Below are 17,658 nucleotides of genomic sequence, written 5' to 3'. Positions count from 1 at the left end.
AGCGTTTCCCAAAATTGTGGTGTTGCTTTTGGGAAGTCGGGCCTGCTGACGCTGGATGGTGACCCAGTGCGGCCGTGCCTGATCTTCCGCCGTGTTACGGCGACATATCTTCAGCAACGGTCGTGCCAGAAGAAATTGTTGTTATATTTCAATATTTAGAGCATAGAGGCGGGGCGCCTACGGACAAAATGTCCGGCTGGCGGGACATTCTGTCCGTACGCCGGATGTCGTGGCTCAGTCGGCTTCCACGAGGAACACCGTGAAGGTGGCTCCCGCGCCCTGGGTACTGCGGACGCTGATCTCGCCGCCCTGCCGGGTCACCAGCTTGCGGGTGATCGACAGGCCGAGGCCGTTGCCCTGCGCCGCCTTGGTGGAAAAGAACGGATCGAAGATCCGCGCCATGATCTCCGGCGCCATGCCGGTGCCGGTATCGGCGACCTCGATGCCGACGCCCGGCCGCCCGTTGAGGTGCGCGTCCTCGCAGCGCAGCGTCAGGCGGCCACCGTCGGGCATCGCGTGGATCGCGTTGACGATGAGGTTGACCAGCACCTGCTGCAATTCGGTCCGGTTCATCCGGACGCGCCGCGTCGCGCTATCCTCGATCTCGACGGCGATGGAGGCGCGCTCCAGCAGGTGCCGGACCAGCGGTAGGCTGTCGGCCACCACCTCGCCCGGCACGGTGCGCTCCGCCCCGTCCGCATACTCGTCCGGCCGCGCGAATTGCAGCAGTCGGCCGACAATGTCGCTGATCCGGCCGATCTGCTGGTCGATCAGCCGGAATTCCGTCCGCCCGTCCACGTGCAGGCCGATAATCTCGCGCAGGACATCGAGATTGCCCTGGATGACGGCGATCGGGTTGTTGATCTCATGGGCGATGCCGGCGGTGATCTCGCCGACCGCGGCCAGCTTTTCCGAGAGGATCAACTGGCGTGTGGTCGCCTCGATCTCGCGATTGGCGCGTTCCAGCGCCTGGGTGCGCTCCTCCACCCGGTGATTGAGCGTGTCGTTCCAGTCCAGGAGTTCGCGCTCGCGCTCGGCGAGCTGGTCGAGCAGCCGGTCGAGATTGCGGGCGACGCGCCCCAATTCGTCGTCGGTATAGGCCAGCGCCGTGCGCGCGCCGCGCTCGCCGGCCTCGACCCGCGTTATGGTCTCGTCCATGCGCTCGAGCGGCTTGAACACCGAACGGGCCCATCGCAGGAAGATCGGCACGCTCAGCGCCGTAACGAGCAGGAACGCCAGCACGATCACGACAAGGGTGATCTGCTTCGAGTGGGTGAAGGGCTGTTCGAGAAAACCGACATAGAGCATGCCGACCGGCGCGCCAGCGCTGTCGGTGATCGGCTCATAGGCGGACATGTACCAGTCGTTGACGACGAAGGCGCTGCCGAGCCAGACATGCCCTTCCACGAGAACCGACTGGCGCACCGCGTTGGAGACGCGCGTGCCGAGGGCGCGCCGTCCCTCGAACAGCCGGACATTGGTGCTGATGCGCACATCGTCGAGGAACAGCGTCGCCGTGCCGACGCTCCCGTCCGGCAGGCTGGACTCGCGATAGACGAGGTCGTTGATGGTGTCGATGAAGACGAGATTCTGGTTCAGCAGGATGCCGCCGACCAGCGCGCCGGTGCGCCCGTCCGGCAGCGGGACGGCGGCGGCCGCATGAACCACCATGCCCTTGGTCTCGACGGTTTCGGGCGAGGGCGCGGCGCCCGCCGTCGGCACGATCTCGATGCGCGCGCGGGCGGCGAGCTCGGGTGACAGGGCGGCCAGCTGCGCCGCGCTGAACACGTCGACCGCCGTGCGCGCGGTGCCCTCGAAGGCCGCGTCCGTCACCGGCCCCGCGGTTTCGATCGGCCCAGCCGGTCGCGGGTCAGCCGAGGCCAGAAGCTGGCGATCGGCGCCGAGAAGATAGAGAAAATCGAGGCCGATCGCGCGTCGCCGCTCCTCAAGGAGGCCCGCGAGGTCGATGTCCTTCCCGCCCTTCAGTCGGTCCTGAAACTGCGCCGAGAGGACGAGCGCCTGAATATGGTCGCCCGTCGTTTCCAGAATGCGGGCGAAATACTGGTGCGCAATCGTCAGGTCGCCGTGAACCTTGGATTGCAGCAAGGCGTCGAACTTGGCGTTCCAGCGCACCATGGTGGCGCCGAGCAGCAAGGGGACGACGACAAGCGTCGGCAGCAGGGCGATGGCCAGGAGGCGCATCCGCACCGGGATGGCCCGCCGCCGGAAGGTCGCGTCAGTTGGAGCCGACATGCCACTGCGCACATTTGCGGTCGATGGTCTTGCGCGACACGCCGAGCCGGCGCGCGGCCTCTGTCCGGTCGAAGCCGGTTTCCTCCAGCATGGCGAGGATATGCCGGCGCTCCAACTCGTCGAGGCTTTGCCCTTCGCCAACCGAGGACGGCGCACGGTGGACCGGCAGGTCGTTGGCGAAGCGGCCGAGGATGAGCGAGCGCTCGATGACGTTGCGCAGCTCGCGGATGTTGCCGGGCCAGCGATAGGCCCGCAGGGCCGCGCGCGCTTCCTCGTCGAGCGCGATCGGCGGCAGGCCGAGCTGGCGCGAGAGAGCGGCGATGAATTGCAGGGCCAGTGTCTCGATATCCTCGCGGCGCTCGCGCAGCGGTGGCAGCCGAATCTGCATCACGTTCATGCGGTAATAAAGATCGGCCCGGAAGCGGCCGGCCGCGACGTCCCGCTCAAGGTCGCGATTGGTCGCGAAGATCAGGCGGACATCGACCGGCATCTCGCGCTCGGCGCCCACCGGGCGCACCCGCCGCTCCTCCAGCACGCGGAGCAGCTTGCTCTGCATGGCCAGCGGCAGTTCGCCGATCTCGTCGAGGAACAGCGTGCCGCCACTCGCATGGACGAACAGGCCCTCGCGTGCGGCGTGGGCGCCGGTGAAGGATCCTTTCAGATGGCCGAACAGTTCGCTCTCGACCATTTCCGGCGGCATGGCCGCGCAGTTCACCGGAACGAAGGGCTTGCCGGCACGCTCGGACAGGGCGTGGAGAACGCGCGCGGCCACTTCCTTGCCCGTACCCGACTCGCCGGTGAGCAGCACCGAGGTCGGGAGCGGCGCCACCCGCGCGACCGCTTCGCGGACGGCCTGGATCGCCGGCGACTGGCCCAGCAGCTTATGCGGCGCGATGCCGTCGCCATTCGCCCGCAGTTCCTGCCGCAGCACCATGTTCTCGCGCCGCAATCCCTGACGGTCGAGGCAGCGGGCGACCGCGTTCAGGATCTGGTTGGAGCGGAACGGCTTGAGGACGAAATCCGCCGCCCCGGCCCGCAGCGCCTCGATGGCGGTCTCAAGGTCCGCATAGGCGGTGATGAGGATGGCGTCCGAATAGAAGCCGATGGCGCGCTGCTCGCCGAGCCAGCGAATGCCAGTCGTCCCCGGCATGATATTGTCGACGATCACGACGTCGTAATGCCGCTCGTCCATCTTGCGAGAGGCTTCTCCCGCATCGCTGGCCTCGTCGACGAGGCGGCAGCGCGGGCCGAGCGTGCGCAGCAGGAAATTGCGGATGCCAGGCTCGTCGTCGACGACGAGAATGGCCGCCTGCCGCAAGCTCGTCCCGAATTCCGGATTTCCAGGCAACACCCCCTTGGGCCGTTCCGCCGCTTCCACCAGACGTACCTCCCAGGGGCATTGTTATTCTGTTTGACCTGGAAACTAGCGACAACGGACAGGTCGTGACAAGAAACTTGCCCTGGCTAGGCGAGACGGCATGGTCGAGCGACGTGCCTTCGCGATGGTCAGGCGGGGCTACGTCCGCGTGAACATGGATGCACCCAGGACGGCGCCGGCAAGCCCGGTGAGAAGTTACAGCGAAAGGCCCTCTTCGAGCGCGAGCGTGCTGATCGATACCGCAACAACCGGTATGAACAGGGTCGCAGTCGGGGCGGACGGAGCGTCAGCCCGACGAATAAGCGCATAGACGGCGAGCATCGGTACCGCCGTGGACGCGACGCCCAGCAGAAGCAGTTCATGCCAATTGTCCGTGCGGAGCGAGACGACGCGGTCTCCCGGTGCAATGCCGCGCACCGCGGCACCAACCGCCTCGACGATGCCCGTCGCTTCATTGCCGAGCGTATCCCCATTCGCCGGGTTGCGCGGATAGATGCCGCGAAACAGCAGAAGATCGGCGGGATTGATCGGGAACATGTCGACCCGTACCAGAAGCTGGTCATCCGAGGTCAAAACTGGATCCGGCACGTCGATGCATTCGGCCACATCCGCCGGACGGCCGGACGTGTGGAACGTGATCTGTCTCATGATGCGGTCCGCTGTCGTTGCGGGACCGAGCGGGCGGCCCTGAGCGCATCCGCCGCCCAGCCGGACAAGCCTTCGGGGTCGTCGAGTGCCTCGCCCGGTGCCTCGTAATAGGCCGCGACCGTCACCTGCCCGGAGGCGCCGGCGTAGCTGAACGGCGCGCAGCCATGTCGCTCGAAGGCGCCGCGACTGACCTCGTCGGCCTTGAGATAGAGCGCGCCCTTCATGACGAAGCCGAACTGAACGCCATCGGCCCGCAGGCTCGCGCCCCCAAAATACCGGTGCACGGTAATCGGGCCGAGCCCTTCGATCCTGGCGGCGTACTCCTCGGCCAGCACCCGCTGCGAGGTCATGTGGAGGCTCACGCCGTGGGATCTGGCGACGTCAGCGGGAAGAACCCGCTGATCTCCTTCAGGCGCCCCTCGGCATCATGATGGGCAAAGCTCGCGCCGAGTTGCAGCACGGCACCATCCGCATTCTGGAGCACCCATCGGGCGAGAGACCGGCCGTTGTGTGCGATCACCTGGGTGATCCGGAAACGCCCGCCCGGCACGCTCTGCTGGAAGCCGGCCATATAGTCGGACAGCGCGGCCCGGCCCCTCAGCGGACCGTTCGGATCGCAGTAGCTGGCGTCGTCGGCGAGGCATTCCTTCAGCTCGCTCTCCCGCCGCGCCGGATCGGACGACCAGATCGCGGCATAGCGGGGCCAGAGCGCTTCAGCATCCATGGCGCTTCTCCAATGTCTCGAAATGCTGCGCAATCATCGCTTCGAGCGCGGCCTTGTCGTAGCCGGCCCGGATCAGAACGAGGATGCCCTGATAGAGCGCGAGCAGGCCGACGGCCTCAGTGTCGTTGCCGCCGAGGCGGTCGGCGAAGCAATCGCGGAGGACGGCGAACCCCTCGGTGACGAAACCGGCCTGATCCTTGCGGCCGAATTCGACCGCGCTGTTGGTGATCAGGCAGCCGGACGAACCTCCGTCCGGCTCACGCAGGAGGGACAGGAACAGCTGCCGAACGCCCGCTATGCCCGCGCCCTCGGGGGCATGGTCCGCGATACGGCGGGCGAGGACCGTCCGGTTGTAGTGGGCGGATGCGGCCTCGAAGAGACCCCGCTTGTCGCGGTAGCTGTTATAGAGGCTTCCGGAGGTCATGCCGGTCGCCTCCTCCAGATCGCGCACGGAACTTGCGGCAAAGCCCTGACGGCGGAACATGTGCATCGCCCCGGTTAGGAGACGGTCTTCGTCGAAGCTACGTGGCCGGGCCATTTTCGGGGGCTCCATTTCATAGCATGCATTATATAATTTGCGTTATGAAACGAGGTCAAGCCCCTTCGCGGAGGGAACAGGTCCGTTCCCGCCAAGGCCGCGGGCCGCGGGAGACCCGGACGAGAAGTACGTCTACGCCATAGCCTTCTGACGTGGCCTGCTGCGCGGCACATGGCCTTTGCGGTCGCCGCCCCCTATGCCGCTATGCGGTCTAGATGCCCATTGCCGACCTGGTTGCAAAAGCGACAATGATCAGCGCCGCGAGGACGAGGCCTAACACGACCTTCACAGGAAGAGTTGGCTTGGCCGAGGTTGCTGTGTTCGCCGCGCCGCGAAGCGCAACGGACGATGCAGCCAAGGCTACACCCAGTCCTGCACCGATCCATTCCAGCGTTGCCAGGAGCGTCGACATCGGATTGGGCGGCACGGGGAAAATACGACCGAGATCGAGCAGGTAGACGCCGACGAAGGCGAGACCGGCAAGCCCGGCCCAGCCGTTTCCCTTGCTGGTTTTTACGATGATATATGCGAGCACGAGGCTTCCCAAACCGAGCACGGTCAGAAACACATTGAATGCGCCCAGCACCATGGCGGGATAGGCGCTAAAATCACGCGTTTCGACGAAGCCTCCGGGCACCATCAGCGCCAAATTCAAAGCGGAAGCGACCAAGAGAGTGGGGGTGACATAGCGCGAGCTTGACATTCGACTAATCCTTAAGATGACGTGGCAACCTGCGCGAATGCGCTGACGCCCGTACTTGGCGCGAGCATCGCGGTGAACAGGGTGAAGCCCTGCGGTTGAGAGCGAAGGCGCTCTGCTGGTCGAGGCCTTGCGCGTTCAATGCAAACCACCGGTCGGCTTCTCGCCCGACACCTGCTGGCGCTCATGCCGGGCAGTCGCTTGGGGGGCGTTGCCCCTGGCGCGGTGCAAGGGATCGCGGGCGCTCGGCCGGGGCGGTTTCCCCGGCCTTCCGCGCGGATGCGTGTTTCAGACACTCGCCCATGGCTTCGATCCGCCTGTGCAGGCCGGGTGGTCCCTCCGGCCCGGTTGGGAGGAACATCACCCCAAGCTGTTGGCCGCGCTCAGCAATGCGCGCACCGACGCCGTTGTCACGTTGGTATCGATGCCCACGCCGAAGACCTCGTGGCCGTCGGCGGTTCGGCATTGCACATAGGCGGCGGCGCGCGCATCGCCGCCGTGGCCGATGGCGTGCTCCTGGTAGTCGAGGATATCCATGTCGATGGCGCAGTCGGCCTTCAGCGCGGCGAGCACGCTGGACAGCAGGCCGTTGCCGCGGCCGCTGATCGAGCGTTCCTCGCGCCCGATGCTCACGCGGCCGACGAACATGCGATCGGGGCTGCGGGGTGAGCCTGTCTCCCGGTAGTCGATCAGATCGAAGCGTCGGTCGCCGGCCGGCAGGTAGGTGTCCTGGAAGATGGCCCAGATGTCGGCGGCGGTCAGCTCGCGGCCGGTCTCGTCGGCGTGGCCCTGGACGACGCGGCTGAAGTGCACCTGCAGGGCGCGGGGGAGCTTCAGGCCTTTGTCCTGCTCCAGCACCCAGGCGACGCCGCCTTTACCCGACTGGCTGTTGACGCGGATCACCGCTTCGTAGCTGCAGCCCAGGTCGACCGGGTCGATGGGCAGGTAGGGGACGTTCCACGATGTGTCGTTGCGGGCCGCCTGAGCCTCCAGGCCTTTCTTGATGGCGTCCTGGTGTGAGCCGGAAAAGGCGGTGAACACCAGTTCGCCGGCATAGGGGTGGCGTGGGTGCACGGGGATCTGGTTGCAGTACTGCACAGTTTGAACGACCGACTGGATGTCGGAGAAGTCCAGGCCCGGATCGACCCCCTGAGTGTACATGTTCAATGCCAGGGTCACCAGATCGACGTTGCCGGTACGCTCGCCGTTGCCGAACAGACAGCCTTCCACCCGGTCGGCACCGGCCTGCACCGCCAGTTCGGCGGCGGCGACGCCGGTGCCCCGGTCGTTGTGGGGGTGGACGCTGATGACGACGCTATCGCGGCGGCTGATCTGGCGGCAGAAGCGCTCGATCTGGTCAGCGTAGACGTGGGGGCCGGCCGCCTCGACTGTCGCGGGCAGGTTCAGGATGACGGGGTGATCGGGCGTCGGATGCAGCACGTCCAGCACCGCCTCGCACACCTCGATCGCGAAGTCCGGTTCCGCCGTGCTGAAGGTTTCGGGCGTATACTCGTAGGTCCAGCGCGTCTCGGGGTATTTCTCCGCCTGTTCGCGCAGGATGGTGACGCCCCTGACGGCGATGTCCTTGATGCCGGCCCGGTCCAGGCCGAAGACGACGCGGCGCCAGGCGGGCGAGATGGCATTGTACAGGTGCACGATGGCGCGCGGCGCCCCGCGCAGGCTCTCGAACGTGCGTTCGATCAGATCGCGCCGCGCCTGGGTCAATACCTGGATGTGCACGTCGTCGGGAATGAGGTCGCCGTCCACCAGATGGCGGATGAAGTCGAACTCCGTCTGCGAGGCGGAGGGGAAGCCGACTTCGATCTCCTTCAGGCCGATCTTTAGCAGCATGTCGAGGAAGCGTCGCTTCTTCTCCGCGTCCATCGGGTCGATCAGGGCCTGGTTGCCGTCGCGCAGGTCGGTAGAGAGCCAGCGCGGGGCCCTGGTGATGGCCCGCGACGGCCAGGTGCGGTCGGGCAGGTCGGTATGGGCAAAGGGGGCGTACTTGATGGAAGGATCGCGCAACATGGTGGGTGCGTCTCCGCTGGGTGTATTCGAGAAGGGGACGAATACGGCCAGGGTGCAGCCGTCGGGTGCCGTCAGGCCCGACGGCTGCCGATAAGTCGCAGGGCGGCAATCGGATCAATGCCGAAGTGCTGTGCGACGAGTCGCGTTTGGGAGAAGTTGCGCCGGGCCGAACGCTCCGGCTTGTCGATGAACGACATGTGGTATTTCCCGCGGATCACAGAACACGAACGGCGACGAACCCGGTCCTCTCAGGAGGCCGGGCAGAAAAGTCGCAGAAGGGTCACGGACGCGGTGTCGATCATGATGCGCGGATGAAAGCGGGTTCGGCAAAAGCTGTCAAGCATCCGGCCGGGCCACCGTCAGTCGGTCATGGCGGCTTCGCCGGCGTGTCGACGTTATTGCGATCGGCGACGCCGATGAATGGTCGGACTACATGGTGCCGGGCGAAAGAGTCGCCAGGACGAAATTGGCACGGGCCGAGACCGAGGTCTTGGGCAGGGTAAACACTTCGTATCCTAAGGCAGGCATGACCATCGCCAATCGTCGGTACTCGGCGAGCGCGACCTCGAAGTCGTGCTTGCGATCCGCGTCAGTCGCGTAAATTTCAGGCCATGGCGGCGCCATGAACATACGGGGATGATAACGGTGCGCCGGACAGACCCGGCGCAAGACAGGTTCGCCGGTCAAAGCCTCTAGCGCGGATGCAGCATCGATAAGACCGCGATCGAAGAACACCCAACCGTCATGTTCCGCAGCCGCCGCGCGATCCGCCAGCGCCATGTCGATCGCACGATGCAGAAAGGCCGCGAGATCGATCCAAGGTAGTGCCGTTCCGCCCCGTGCCGTCTCTTCGGCTATGATACGGCGGCCGGGTTCCTCAACAACCGCATGACCTCTCGCCTTCAGTTCGGCGAGCAGGGTCGATTTTCCGCCACCCGAGCAGCCCGAAATCACGACAAGTCCATTCATCAAAATGCTCTTTGCCTTTCTTCAGGAAACAATCGTCTCATCCCGCCAAATCCTGATCGGTCCGGTGCGAGAAGACTTCCTTGGCCGCGAACAGGCCGTTGAGCGCCGCGGGAAAGCCCGCATAGACGGCCATCTGAATGATGGTTTCGGTGATTTCCTCGCGGGAAAGACCGACGTTCAATCCGGCTTCGATATGGACCTTCAGTTGCGGCGCGGCGTTGCCGAGGGCCGTCAACGCCGCGATGGTGGCGATTTCCCGTGACCTGAGATCGAGGCCGGGACGGCAGTAGATGTCGCCGAAGGGAAACTCGAACACGTAGGTGGCGAAGTCGGGAGCGATATCGGCCAGCGCGGCGATGACGTTGGCCCCGGCCTGGCCGTCGATTTCAGCGAGCGCGCGCTGGCCGCGTTCCAGCCGGCTTTCGCCGCCGTTCGGGTGGTGCTGCGTCATGGTCTGTCATCCTCTGTTCCAGGCCGGCATAGCCGGCGATCTTGGTGTCGAGGACGAGAAGGCAGGCTTGCAGTTCGGCCGCATGGGCGCGGACCCGCTCGCGGTGTTGTTCGAGCAACGCGCCTCGCTCCGCTTCGGTGTCGACGCCGCGCTCCCGCAAGGCCGCATAGCGCAGCATCTCCCGGATAGGCATCCCGGTCGTTTTGAGACGGTCGAGAAATTCCATCCAGGTCAGGATTGATGCGTCGTAGTCACGTTGGCCCGATCGGTCCCTGTCGGCGTAGGGAAGCAGACCGATCCGCTCATAGTAACGGATGGTATGGGCCGACAGTCCCGAACGCCTCGCCAGTTCACCGATCTTCATGAGCGCCTGTTCTCGCCACGACGCAGAAACAGATACGAGTTCGAGCGCACTCTAAGTCAAGGGCTCCCATGAAGAGTTAAGGTACGGGCCTTGCCCTCCGGGCCGCGCTTTCGGCGGCGCGACCCGTCGGATGGCGCGGCGACGTGTCAGACCAGCGTTATCGCGCCGGTGGCGAGGTCATAGAGGCCACCGACGACCTTGACCTTCCCGCTGGCGACGGCTTCGGAGATGATCGGCGTCGCGCCTTTGAGGCCCGCGACATTGTAGCGGACGTTCTCGATGATCGCGGCGTTGAGCGGGTCGTCGGGCTTCTGCTTCAGGGCGATCTCGACGGCCGGCTTGATGCTGCTCACCAGATCATCGAGATGGCCGGGGAGGCTGATATTGTCCTTCACTACCTTGATGGTCGCGGCCACCGCGCCGCAATTGGTGTGGCCGAGCACCATGATGAGCGGCATGCCGAGGAACTTCACGCCGTATTCGAGGCTGGCGAGACCGTCATCATTGACGAAGTTGCCGGCGACGCGGACGACGAACAATTCGCCCGGCCCTTGATCGAAGGCGAGTTCCGGCGCCACGCGCGAATCGGCGCAACTCACCAGGCCGGCAAAGGGGTACTGTGCCGTGGTGCGGGCGGCCCGGCCGGCGGAGAAGTCCTTGTTCGCCGGCGCGTTGGCGACATAGCGGGCATTGCCTTCGACCAGCCGCTTCAGCGCCTCGTCCGGGCTGATGGCGTTCGGCGCGGTCACCGGCGCTTCCGCCGACGCCGGCAGGGCAAAGCCGCCGAGGAAGGCGGCCGAGGCGAAGCCGAGGCCGGCGCCGAGCGCGCGGCGGCGGGAGAGGGCGAACGGGTGCTGGTCACACATGGCAGGAAATCCTTTCGGAAGCGTCCTGTGAGGGGTGGCCGGACCGAAGGGCGGTCGACCGGATGACTGGGCGTTCGCCATCCGCGCAGGTAGGGTTACGTCCTCCTCGCGCGCGGATGTCTTCGCGACCGACTCCGCGCCCAGTATTTCTACGTAGCGCAAACGCGCCAGCCCAAACTTTGCAGGTATGCGCATATGCCGAGGCAGCGGTTGAATGAGGCAGCGGAGGCGCCGACCCGGCGGCCGGCGCTGGAGATGCCTGAAGGCTTCGGTGCTGCCGTCGACCGGCTGCTGCGAAACCAGCGGTTCCGGCCCGCGCTGGCGCATTACTGCCACGGCATGGCGGCCGGCGCCGCTATCCCGTGGCCCTATTACAAGCTGTTCGACCAGCTCGGGCGCTATCTCGTCTGCTTCATGCTGATCCACAACTACTACGCCTGGCGCAACCGGGGCGGGCCGCGGCCGACCCTATCGGCGCTGCAGAAGGTGGCAGGGGCCAGCCCCCGCCAGACCGCCGGCTTCGTCGCCGCGCTCAAGGCGGGGCGGCTGGTGGAGGTGGAAGCGGACCCGGCGGATCGGCGCACCACTCTGCTGCGGCCGACGCCGATCGTGACGGCGGAGATCGGCCGCTCGGTGCGGCGGTTCGTCGAGGCGATGGACGCGATCGAGGAGCGCCGCCCGGGCCGGGCCGCGCCACTCGACGATCCCAACCGGCTCGGCGAGCTGATCAGCCGGTCGGGGGCCTATGTCCTCGCCCATGGCACGCTGCTGCATGGCTTTCCCGGCGTGCTGCATTTCACGCTGCGCGACTGCGGCTATCCGCTGTTGGCGGCGGTGATCGGGCGCCACTATGCCGAGACGGTCGACGGCGCTCCGCCGGCGGAACCGCTGAGCCGGCGCGCACTTGCCGGGCGGCTGCAGGTCTCGCCCGCCCATGTCGGCCGACTGCTGGCCGAGGCCGAGGCCAATGGCTGGTTCGCGGTCGCACCCGATGGCAGCCTCGCCCGAATGGACGACGTCTTCCTCGCCGAGTTCGAGCAGTGGTCGGCCTCGCAGATGATCCATTTCGTGGGACTGCTGGACGAGATGACGGTGCCGCCCGCTGTCAATTGAGAGGAAGTGCCGATGCGTTCCCACGTCGGCCGGTGGGATGATAGTGGAACGGGTGAATATCAAGGTACCGTTCCGCACCGATCCACGGGGACTGACGTAATGAGACGTTTATCAGGCGGATCGCTCCGCGCGCTTGGCGCGGCCGCGCTGCTCTCGCTGCTCGGCGTGCTGCACGCCGGCGCCGCGCCGGACCCTGCGATCGTGTTGACGAAGGACGGCGCGGTACGCGGCGTCCTCGCCGACGGCCTGCTCAGCTTCAAGGGGATTCCTTACGCCAAGCCGCCGACCGGCGAGCGGCGCTTCGCCATTCCCGAGCCGGTCGAGCCGTGGACCGGCACGCGTGACGCCACGCAATATGGCAGCGCCTGCCCCCAGCTCGAGCGCTATGGAATTCCCGAGGCCAGCGACGACGAGGATTGCCTCTTCGTCAACGTGACGGTGCCGCACAAGCTGAACGAGGCACCCGGCACCCGGCACCCGGCGGCCGGTGCTGGTGTGGATCCATGGCGGCGCCTTCGTCGGCGGGTCGAGCGGGCTGTATCCGCTGGACGCGCTGGCGAAGAGCGGCGACCTCGTCGTGGTGTCGATGAACTACCGTCTCGGCGTGTTCGGCTTCGTCGCCCATCCCGGCTTCGGCGCCGACTACAATGGCGGCTACGGGCTGAAGGACCAGCGCGCCGCGCTCGCCTGGGTGAAGCGCAACATCGCGGCTTTCGGCGGCGACCCGGACAATGTCACGCTGGCGGGCGAATCGGCGGGAGGTGCGGGCGTGTGCATGCACATCCTCGCGCCCGACGAGACCACAGGGCTGTTTCAGAAGGCCATCGTGCAGAGCGCGGGCTGCGTCACGCCGCTTCCGACACTCGCCGAGGGCGAGCAGACCGGCGTCAAGATCGCCGAACTCGCCGGCTGCCCGGACGCCGCAACCGCGCTGTCCTGCCTCCGGGCGAAGCCGGTGAGGGCGCTGCTGGACGCCGGGGCGACGGTCGCCGGTTCGAGCATCATCACCTTCGAGCCGGTGATCGGCACCAGGACGGTGCCGCTGCCGGGTGCCGAGGCGATTCCCGCCGGCAAGTTCGTGCAGGTGCCCATCATCAATGGGGGGACGCGCGACGAGCTTCGACTTTATGTCGCCTATGCGGTGCTCGGCGGCGAGACGATCACGGCGGAGAACTACGCGGATCAGCTCAAGGCGGTCTATGGCGACGCCGCGGCGGCCGTCGAGGCGCAGTATCCGGTTACGGCCTATTCATCGGCGCCGACGGCGCTCGGCACCGTCTGGTCGGACTTCCGGCCGGATGTCGGGATCAACAACTGCGTGTATCTCGAGACCGGCCTGCTGATGCGCAAATTCGTGCCGGTCTACGAGTTCGTCTTCGGCGATGAGGCCGCGCCCGCCGTCACCGCGACCGATCCGGGCTTCGAGATGGGGGCGGTGCATTCCTCCGAGCTGCCCTACCAGTTTCCCCATTACGACAACACGCTGAAGGTCGCCGGGCCGGATCTGAAGCCCGCCTCGCAGCGGCTCGCCGACCTGATGAACGCGTACTGGACGAGCTTCGCCGTCACCGGCCGGCCCACAGCGCCGGAAGGACCCGAATGGGGGCCCTTCACCTCGGCCGACCGGGTGATGAATCTGCAGCCGGGAAAGGTGGGCTATTTCGACGCAAGCGCGGCCCATAAGTGCGGCTTCTGGAGGAACCTGTATCCGAAAATCCTGACGCAGGAGTGACCTAAGGGTAGGTCTCGGCGCGGCGCCGGGCGGATTCCCCGCGACGAAATGTGTCGCGAATTTCCCATCTGGCGTACTGGACCTTTCGACGTCTAGGATCATTCTAACCGTGGCGCTATGATCCGCGCCCCGCCGCAAGCGCCGCAGCATGACGGCGCTAATCAACGATATCTGCCTGGAAGGACGCCATGAACCGCTTTGCTATCACTGCCGCCCTGCTCGCGCTCGGCACCACCGCCGCGTTTGCCCAGAGCCCGGCGGGCGATCCCGAAAAGGGCGCCAACGTCTTCAAGAAGTGCATGGCCTGCCACGCCATCGGCGAGGGCGCAAAGAACAAGGTCGGCCCCGAGCTGAACGGCATCATTGACCGCAAGATGGGTTCGGTGGAAGGCTTCAACTATTCCGACACGCTGAAGGAGCACAACGCCAAGGGCGACGTGTGGACGGTGGAGGTGCTCAACAAGTACCTTGAGAATCCCAAGGCCTACATGCCGGGCGTCAAGATGGTGTTCGCCGGTCTGCCGAAGGAAACCGACCGCGCGAATCTCGAGGCGTTCCTCGCCCAGTTCAACGCCGACGGCACCAAGAAGTAGCCAATTGATGCCTCCGCTGCGCGGAGGCGTCCGACCTGGTGTTCCGATGTCGGTCTCGCCGCGACTTGATCGACGTGGCCTCCTTGCTCTCGGCGCCGCCCTTGCGGCAGGTGCCGGGCGGCTTTCCTTCGCCCATGCGGCCCCCGCCCTCGAACCGTTGCCGCTGGAGCGGGTGGCGGACGGCGTCTATGTGTACCGGGCGCCCTATGAGCTGGTCGGCCCGGCCAATGACGGGGCCATCGCCAACATGACGCTCATCGTCGGCGCCGAGGCGGCGGCGGTGATCGACACCGGCAACAGCCGGCTGGCCGGCGCGCGCATGCTGGCGGCGGTTCGGGCCGTGACCGACCGGCCGCTGCGCTACGTCATCAATACCCATATGCATCCCGATCACACGCTCGGGAACGCCGCCTTCGCCGGCGAGGGCGCGCGCTTCGTGGCGCACCACAAGATGCCGCGCGCGCTTTCCATGCGGGCAGAGCCCTATCTTGCCCAGGCGAATCGCCTGCTCGGCGCCAAGGCCGAGGGGACCGAGATCGTACTGCCCGACCTGCTGGTCGAGGACCGCATGGTGATCGACCTCGGCGGCCGGCCGCTGGAGCTCAGGGCACACCCGACGGCGCACACGGACAACGATCTGACCGTGTTCGATTCCGCGACCGGCACCTGGGTGATGGGCGACCTGCTGTTCGTCGGCCATATCCCCACGCTCGACGGCAGCCTGCAAGGCTGGCTGACGCTGCTTGACGATCTCGCCGGGATTGCCGCGCAGCGCGCGGTGCCCGGCCATGGGCCGGCCAGCGTCGTATGGCCGCAGGCAGGCGCGCCGGAGCGGCGCTACCTCGACGGCCTGCGCGCGGACATGCGCCGTCTCATCGCCGAGGGGCTGCCGATCGGCGACGCACCGGCGCATGCCGTGTCGTCGGAACGTGGTGACTGGGCGCTTTTCGACGAGTTCAACGCACGCAATGCCATCGCCGCCTATCACGAGCTGGAATGGGAATAGCATGCTGCACTGCAGCATGACTGACGCAGCGCAAATCACGCGAAATCAAGTATTTACATCTGGTATATTGTATATTTCTTCGCTATTGCAGCAAAATCATAATAAGACACATTCCTCATAAGAGTTCTTATTGCGCGTCCTGGGGATTCGGATTAGCGTTACCTCGTCTTCGGCTTCAACGGGTTTCGAGGGTTCGTCCTTCGATCCGGTTCGTAGGCCAGCTTGGGGCGGGACGCCCCCGTGAGATCCGGCTGCTTCTCCCCCCAGCCGGTCGTGACACGCTGCCGAGGACGAAAGGTCAGAACGGCAAACAAGCCGCGGCGGATCGCCCGTGAATTCGGTCGGTCCCGGAGGATCGTTCAGGAGGAGAATAGGCATGCGCAAGTATCTTGCGGCAGCATTCATGAGTGCTGCGGTAGTCTATGCTTGGCCGGCTTCGGCCAATGATGGACTTATCAAGATCATGAAAGACCCCAAGCAGTGGGGCATCCAGACCGGCGACTACGCCAATACCCGTTATTCCAAGCTCGACCAGATTACGTCGGCCAATGTCGGCAAGCTCCAGGTTGCCTGGACCTTCTCGACCGGCGTGCTGCGTGGCCATGAGGGCGGACCGCTCATCATCGGCGACATGATGTACGTCCACACGCCGTTCCCGAACATCGTCTACGCGCTCGATCTCAGCAATGACGGCAAGATCGTCTGGAAGTACGAGCCCAAGCAGGACCCGAACGTCATTCCGGTGATGTGCTGCGATACCGTCAACCGCGGTCTCGCCTATTCCGACGGCATGGTCTTCCTGCATCAGGCCGACACCACGCTGGTGGCGCTCGATGCCAAGACCGGCGAGAAGAAGTGGTCGGTGGTCAACGGCGACCCGAAGAAGGGCGAGACCAACACCGCCACCGTTCTGCCGGTGAAGGACAAGGTCATCGTCGGCATCTCGGGCGGCGAGTTCGGCGTGCGCTGCCACGTCACCGCCTACGACACCAAGACCGGCAAGCAGATCTGGCGCGGCTACTCGATGGGCCCGGACAGCGAGATTCTCGTCGACCCGGAGAAGACCACCGAGCTCGGCAAGCCGGTCGGCAAGGACTCCTCGCTGAAGACCTGGGAAGGCGATCAGTGGAAGATCGGCGGCGGCTGCACCTGGGGCTGGTACTCCTACGATCCGGATACCAACCTGGTCTATTACGGCTCGGGCAACCCCTCGACCTGGAACCCCTCGCAGCGTCCGGGCGACAACAAGTGGTCGATGACCGTGTGGGCGCGTGACGCCGACACCGGCATGGCCAAGTGGGTCTACCAGATGACCCCCCACGACGAGTGGGACTATGACGGCGTCAACGAGATGATCCTCACGGATCAGCAGTTTGACGGCAAGCCGCGCAAGCTGCTCACCCACTTCGACCGCAACGGCTTCGGCTACACGCTGGACCGCGTGTCGGGCGAGCTGCTCGTCGCCGAGAAGTTCGACCCGGCCGTGAACTGGGCCACCAAGGTCGACATGGACCGCAACAGCAAGACGTTCGGTCGTCCGCTGGTGGTCGCCAAGTACTCCACCCAGGACGGTGGCGAAGACGTGAACACCAAGGGCATCTGCCCGGCGGCGCTCGGCACCAAGGACCAGCAGCCGGCGGCCTTCTCGCCCAAGACCAACCTGTTCTACGTGCCCACCAACCACGTCTGCATGGACTACGAGCCGTTCCGCGTCAGCTACACCGCGGGCCAGCCCTATGTCGGTGCCACCCTGTCGATGTATCCCGCGCCGAACAGCCATGGCGGCATGGGCAACTTCATCGCCTGGGACAACACCAAGGGTAAGATCGTCTGGTCGCTGCCCGAGCCCTTCTCGGTGTGGTCGGGCGCTCTCGCCACTGCCGGCGACGTGGTGTTCTACGGCACCCTCGAAGGCTACCTGAAGGCGGTCGACGCCAAGACGGGCAAGGAACTCTACAAGTTCAAGACCCCGTCGGGCATCATCGGCAACGTCACCACCTATGAGCACAAGGGCAAGCAGTACATCGCCATCCTGTCGGGTGTCGGTGGCTGGGCGGGCATCGGCCTTGCGGCCGGCCTGACCGACCCGAACGCCGGTCTTGGTGCGGTGGGCGGCTATGCGGCGCTCTCCAGCTACACCAACCTCGGTGGTCAGCTCACGGTGTTCGCGCTGCCGAACTGAGGCATGGAGGGCGGGGCCTCCTTTCGAGGACCCGCCATTCCTGAAAGCTACGGAGGGGCCTGGCCGCCGGTTGATCCGGTGAGCCAGGCCCCGACGTCTCAGGACTTCTTGCT

The 17,658-nt window shown here is 65.8% G+C and carries 18 protein-coding genes and 1 pseudogene; 6 read left to right on the top strand and 13 right to left on the bottom strand.

Annotated features, from left to right (window positions below; translation table 11 throughout):
* Positions 1-234 precede the first annotated feature (234 nt).
* The 13 genes from AC1PZ7_RS17080 to AC1PZ7_RS17020 form a co-directional block, all read right to left on the bottom strand.
* Complete coding sequence (locus tag AC1PZ7_RS17080) at positions 235-2,253, bottom strand: sensor histidine kinase (protein ID WP_482356396.1); 2,019 nt, start codon at positions 2,251-2,253, stop codon at positions 235-237.
* On the bottom strand, positions 2,237-3,631 hold the full coding sequence (locus tag AC1PZ7_RS17075; RefSeq protein WP_482356395.1) for a sigma-54-dependent transcriptional regulator: 1,395 nt from the start codon (positions 3,629-3,631) through the stop codon (positions 2,237-2,239). Before AC1PZ7_RS17075 ends, AC1PZ7_RS17080 begins: the two co-directional genes overlap by 17 nt.
* A 195-nt stretch (positions 3,632-3,826) precedes the next feature.
* Positions 3,827-4,279, bottom strand: coding sequence for an alcohol dehydrogenase catalytic domain-containing protein (locus AC1PZ7_RS17070; RefSeq protein WP_482356394.1), 453 nt, complete (start codon positions 4,277-4,279; stop codon positions 3,827-3,829).
* Positions 4,276-4,629: a TfoX/Sxy family protein gene (locus AC1PZ7_RS17065; protein WP_482356393.1), complete on the bottom strand. Its 354-nt coding sequence runs from the start codon at positions 4,627-4,629 to the stop codon at positions 4,276-4,278. The genes AC1PZ7_RS17070 and AC1PZ7_RS17065 overlap by 4 nt, the downstream gene beginning before the upstream one ends.
* 8 nt (positions 4,630-4,637) lie before the next feature.
* Positions 4,638-5,003 (bottom strand): nuclear transport factor 2 family protein, encoded by a 366-nt coding sequence (locus AC1PZ7_RS17060; RefSeq protein ID WP_482356392.1) that lies wholly within the window; start codon positions 5,001-5,003, stop codon positions 4,638-4,640.
* Positions 4,993-5,541, bottom strand: coding sequence for a TetR/AcrR family transcriptional regulator (locus tag AC1PZ7_RS17055; RefSeq protein WP_482356391.1), 549 nt, complete (start codon positions 5,539-5,541; stop codon positions 4,993-4,995). The genes AC1PZ7_RS17060 and AC1PZ7_RS17055 overlap by 11 nt, the downstream gene beginning before the upstream one ends.
* 211 nt (positions 5,542-5,752) lie before the next feature.
* Positions 5,753-6,244, bottom strand: a complete 492-nt coding sequence (locus AC1PZ7_RS17050; protein WP_482356390.1) for a DUF8051 family protein — start codon at positions 6,242-6,244, stop codon at positions 5,753-5,755.
* A 357-nt stretch (positions 6,245-6,601) separates the two neighbouring features.
* Complete coding sequence (gene leuA / locus AC1PZ7_RS17045; RefSeq protein ID WP_482356389.1) at positions 6,602-8,269, bottom strand: 2-isopropylmalate synthase; 1,668 nt, start codon at positions 8,267-8,269, stop codon at positions 6,602-6,604.
* 71 nt (positions 8,270-8,340) lie between these two features.
* Complete coding sequence (locus tag AC1PZ7_RS17040; protein WP_482356388.1) at positions 8,341-8,466, bottom strand: hypothetical protein; 126 nt, start codon at positions 8,464-8,466, stop codon at positions 8,341-8,343.
* A gap of 232 nt (positions 8,467-8,698) precedes the next feature.
* Positions 8,699-9,238, bottom strand: a complete 540-nt coding sequence (locus AC1PZ7_RS17035) for an AAA family ATPase (RefSeq protein ID WP_482356387.1) — start codon at positions 9,236-9,238, stop codon at positions 8,699-8,701.
* A 37-nt stretch (positions 9,239-9,275) separates the two neighbouring features.
* Complete coding sequence (locus AC1PZ7_RS17030; protein WP_482356386.1) at positions 9,276-9,689, bottom strand: carboxymuconolactone decarboxylase family protein; 414 nt, start codon at positions 9,687-9,689, stop codon at positions 9,276-9,278.
* A complete protein-coding gene (locus AC1PZ7_RS17025) occupies positions 9,625-10,053 on the bottom strand; it encodes a MerR family transcriptional regulator (protein ID WP_482356385.1) in 429 nt (142 codons plus the stop codon). The genes AC1PZ7_RS17030 and AC1PZ7_RS17025 overlap by 65 nt, the downstream gene beginning before the upstream one ends.
* A 146-nt stretch (positions 10,054-10,199) precedes the next feature.
* Positions 10,200-10,919, bottom strand: coding sequence for a carbonic anhydrase (locus AC1PZ7_RS17020; RefSeq protein WP_482356384.1), 720 nt, complete (start codon positions 10,917-10,919; stop codon positions 10,200-10,202).
* Positions 10,920-11,129: 210 nt separating this feature from the next.
* Between AC1PZ7_RS17020 and AC1PZ7_RS17015 the strand changes: the two genes are divergently transcribed.
* The 6 genes and pseudogenes from AC1PZ7_RS17015 to xoxF5 all read left to right on the top strand — a co-directional run bounded on the left by AC1PZ7_RS17015 (position 11,130) and on the right by xoxF5 (position 17,545).
* Complete coding sequence (locus AC1PZ7_RS17015; protein ID WP_482356383.1) at positions 11,130-12,032, top strand: hypothetical protein; 903 nt, start codon at positions 11,130-11,132, stop codon at positions 12,030-12,032.
* A 12-nt stretch (positions 12,033-12,044) separates the two neighbouring features.
* Positions 12,045-12,431: pseudogene (locus AC1PZ7_RS17010) on the top strand (carboxylesterase family protein); the annotation flags it as partial.
* Positions 12,432-12,519: 88 nt separating this feature from the next.
* Positions 12,520-13,764, top strand: coding sequence for a carboxylesterase/lipase family protein (locus tag AC1PZ7_RS17005; protein ID WP_482356382.1), 1,245 nt, complete (start codon positions 12,520-12,522; stop codon positions 13,762-13,764).
* A 188-nt stretch (positions 13,765-13,952) separates the two neighbouring features.
* Entirely contained in the window at positions 13,953-14,357 is a 405-nt protein-coding gene (locus AC1PZ7_RS17000) for a c-type cytochrome (RefSeq protein WP_482356381.1), read from the top strand.
* A gap of 46 nt (positions 14,358-14,403) precedes the next feature.
* The gene (locus AC1PZ7_RS16995) at positions 14,404-15,363 is read left to right on the top strand and encodes a quinoprotein relay system zinc metallohydrolase 2 (protein WP_482356380.1); all 960 of its coding nucleotides are present in this window, start codon (positions 14,404-14,406) and stop codon (positions 15,361-15,363) included.
* Positions 15,364-15,766: 403 nt separating this feature from the next.
* Positions 15,767-17,545 (top strand): lanthanide-dependent methanol dehydrogenase XoxF5, encoded by a 1,779-nt coding sequence (gene xoxF5, locus AC1PZ7_RS16990; RefSeq protein ID WP_482359665.1) that lies wholly within the window; start codon positions 15,767-15,769, stop codon positions 17,543-17,545.
* Positions 17,546-17,658 lie beyond the last annotated feature (113 nt).

The sequence above is a fragment of the Ancylobacter sp. TW_SC_1 genome (genome assembly GCF_056836805.1).
The sequence above is the reverse complement of the archived record's forward strand: the minus strand, read 5'-3'. Positions and strand labels throughout refer to the sequence as shown.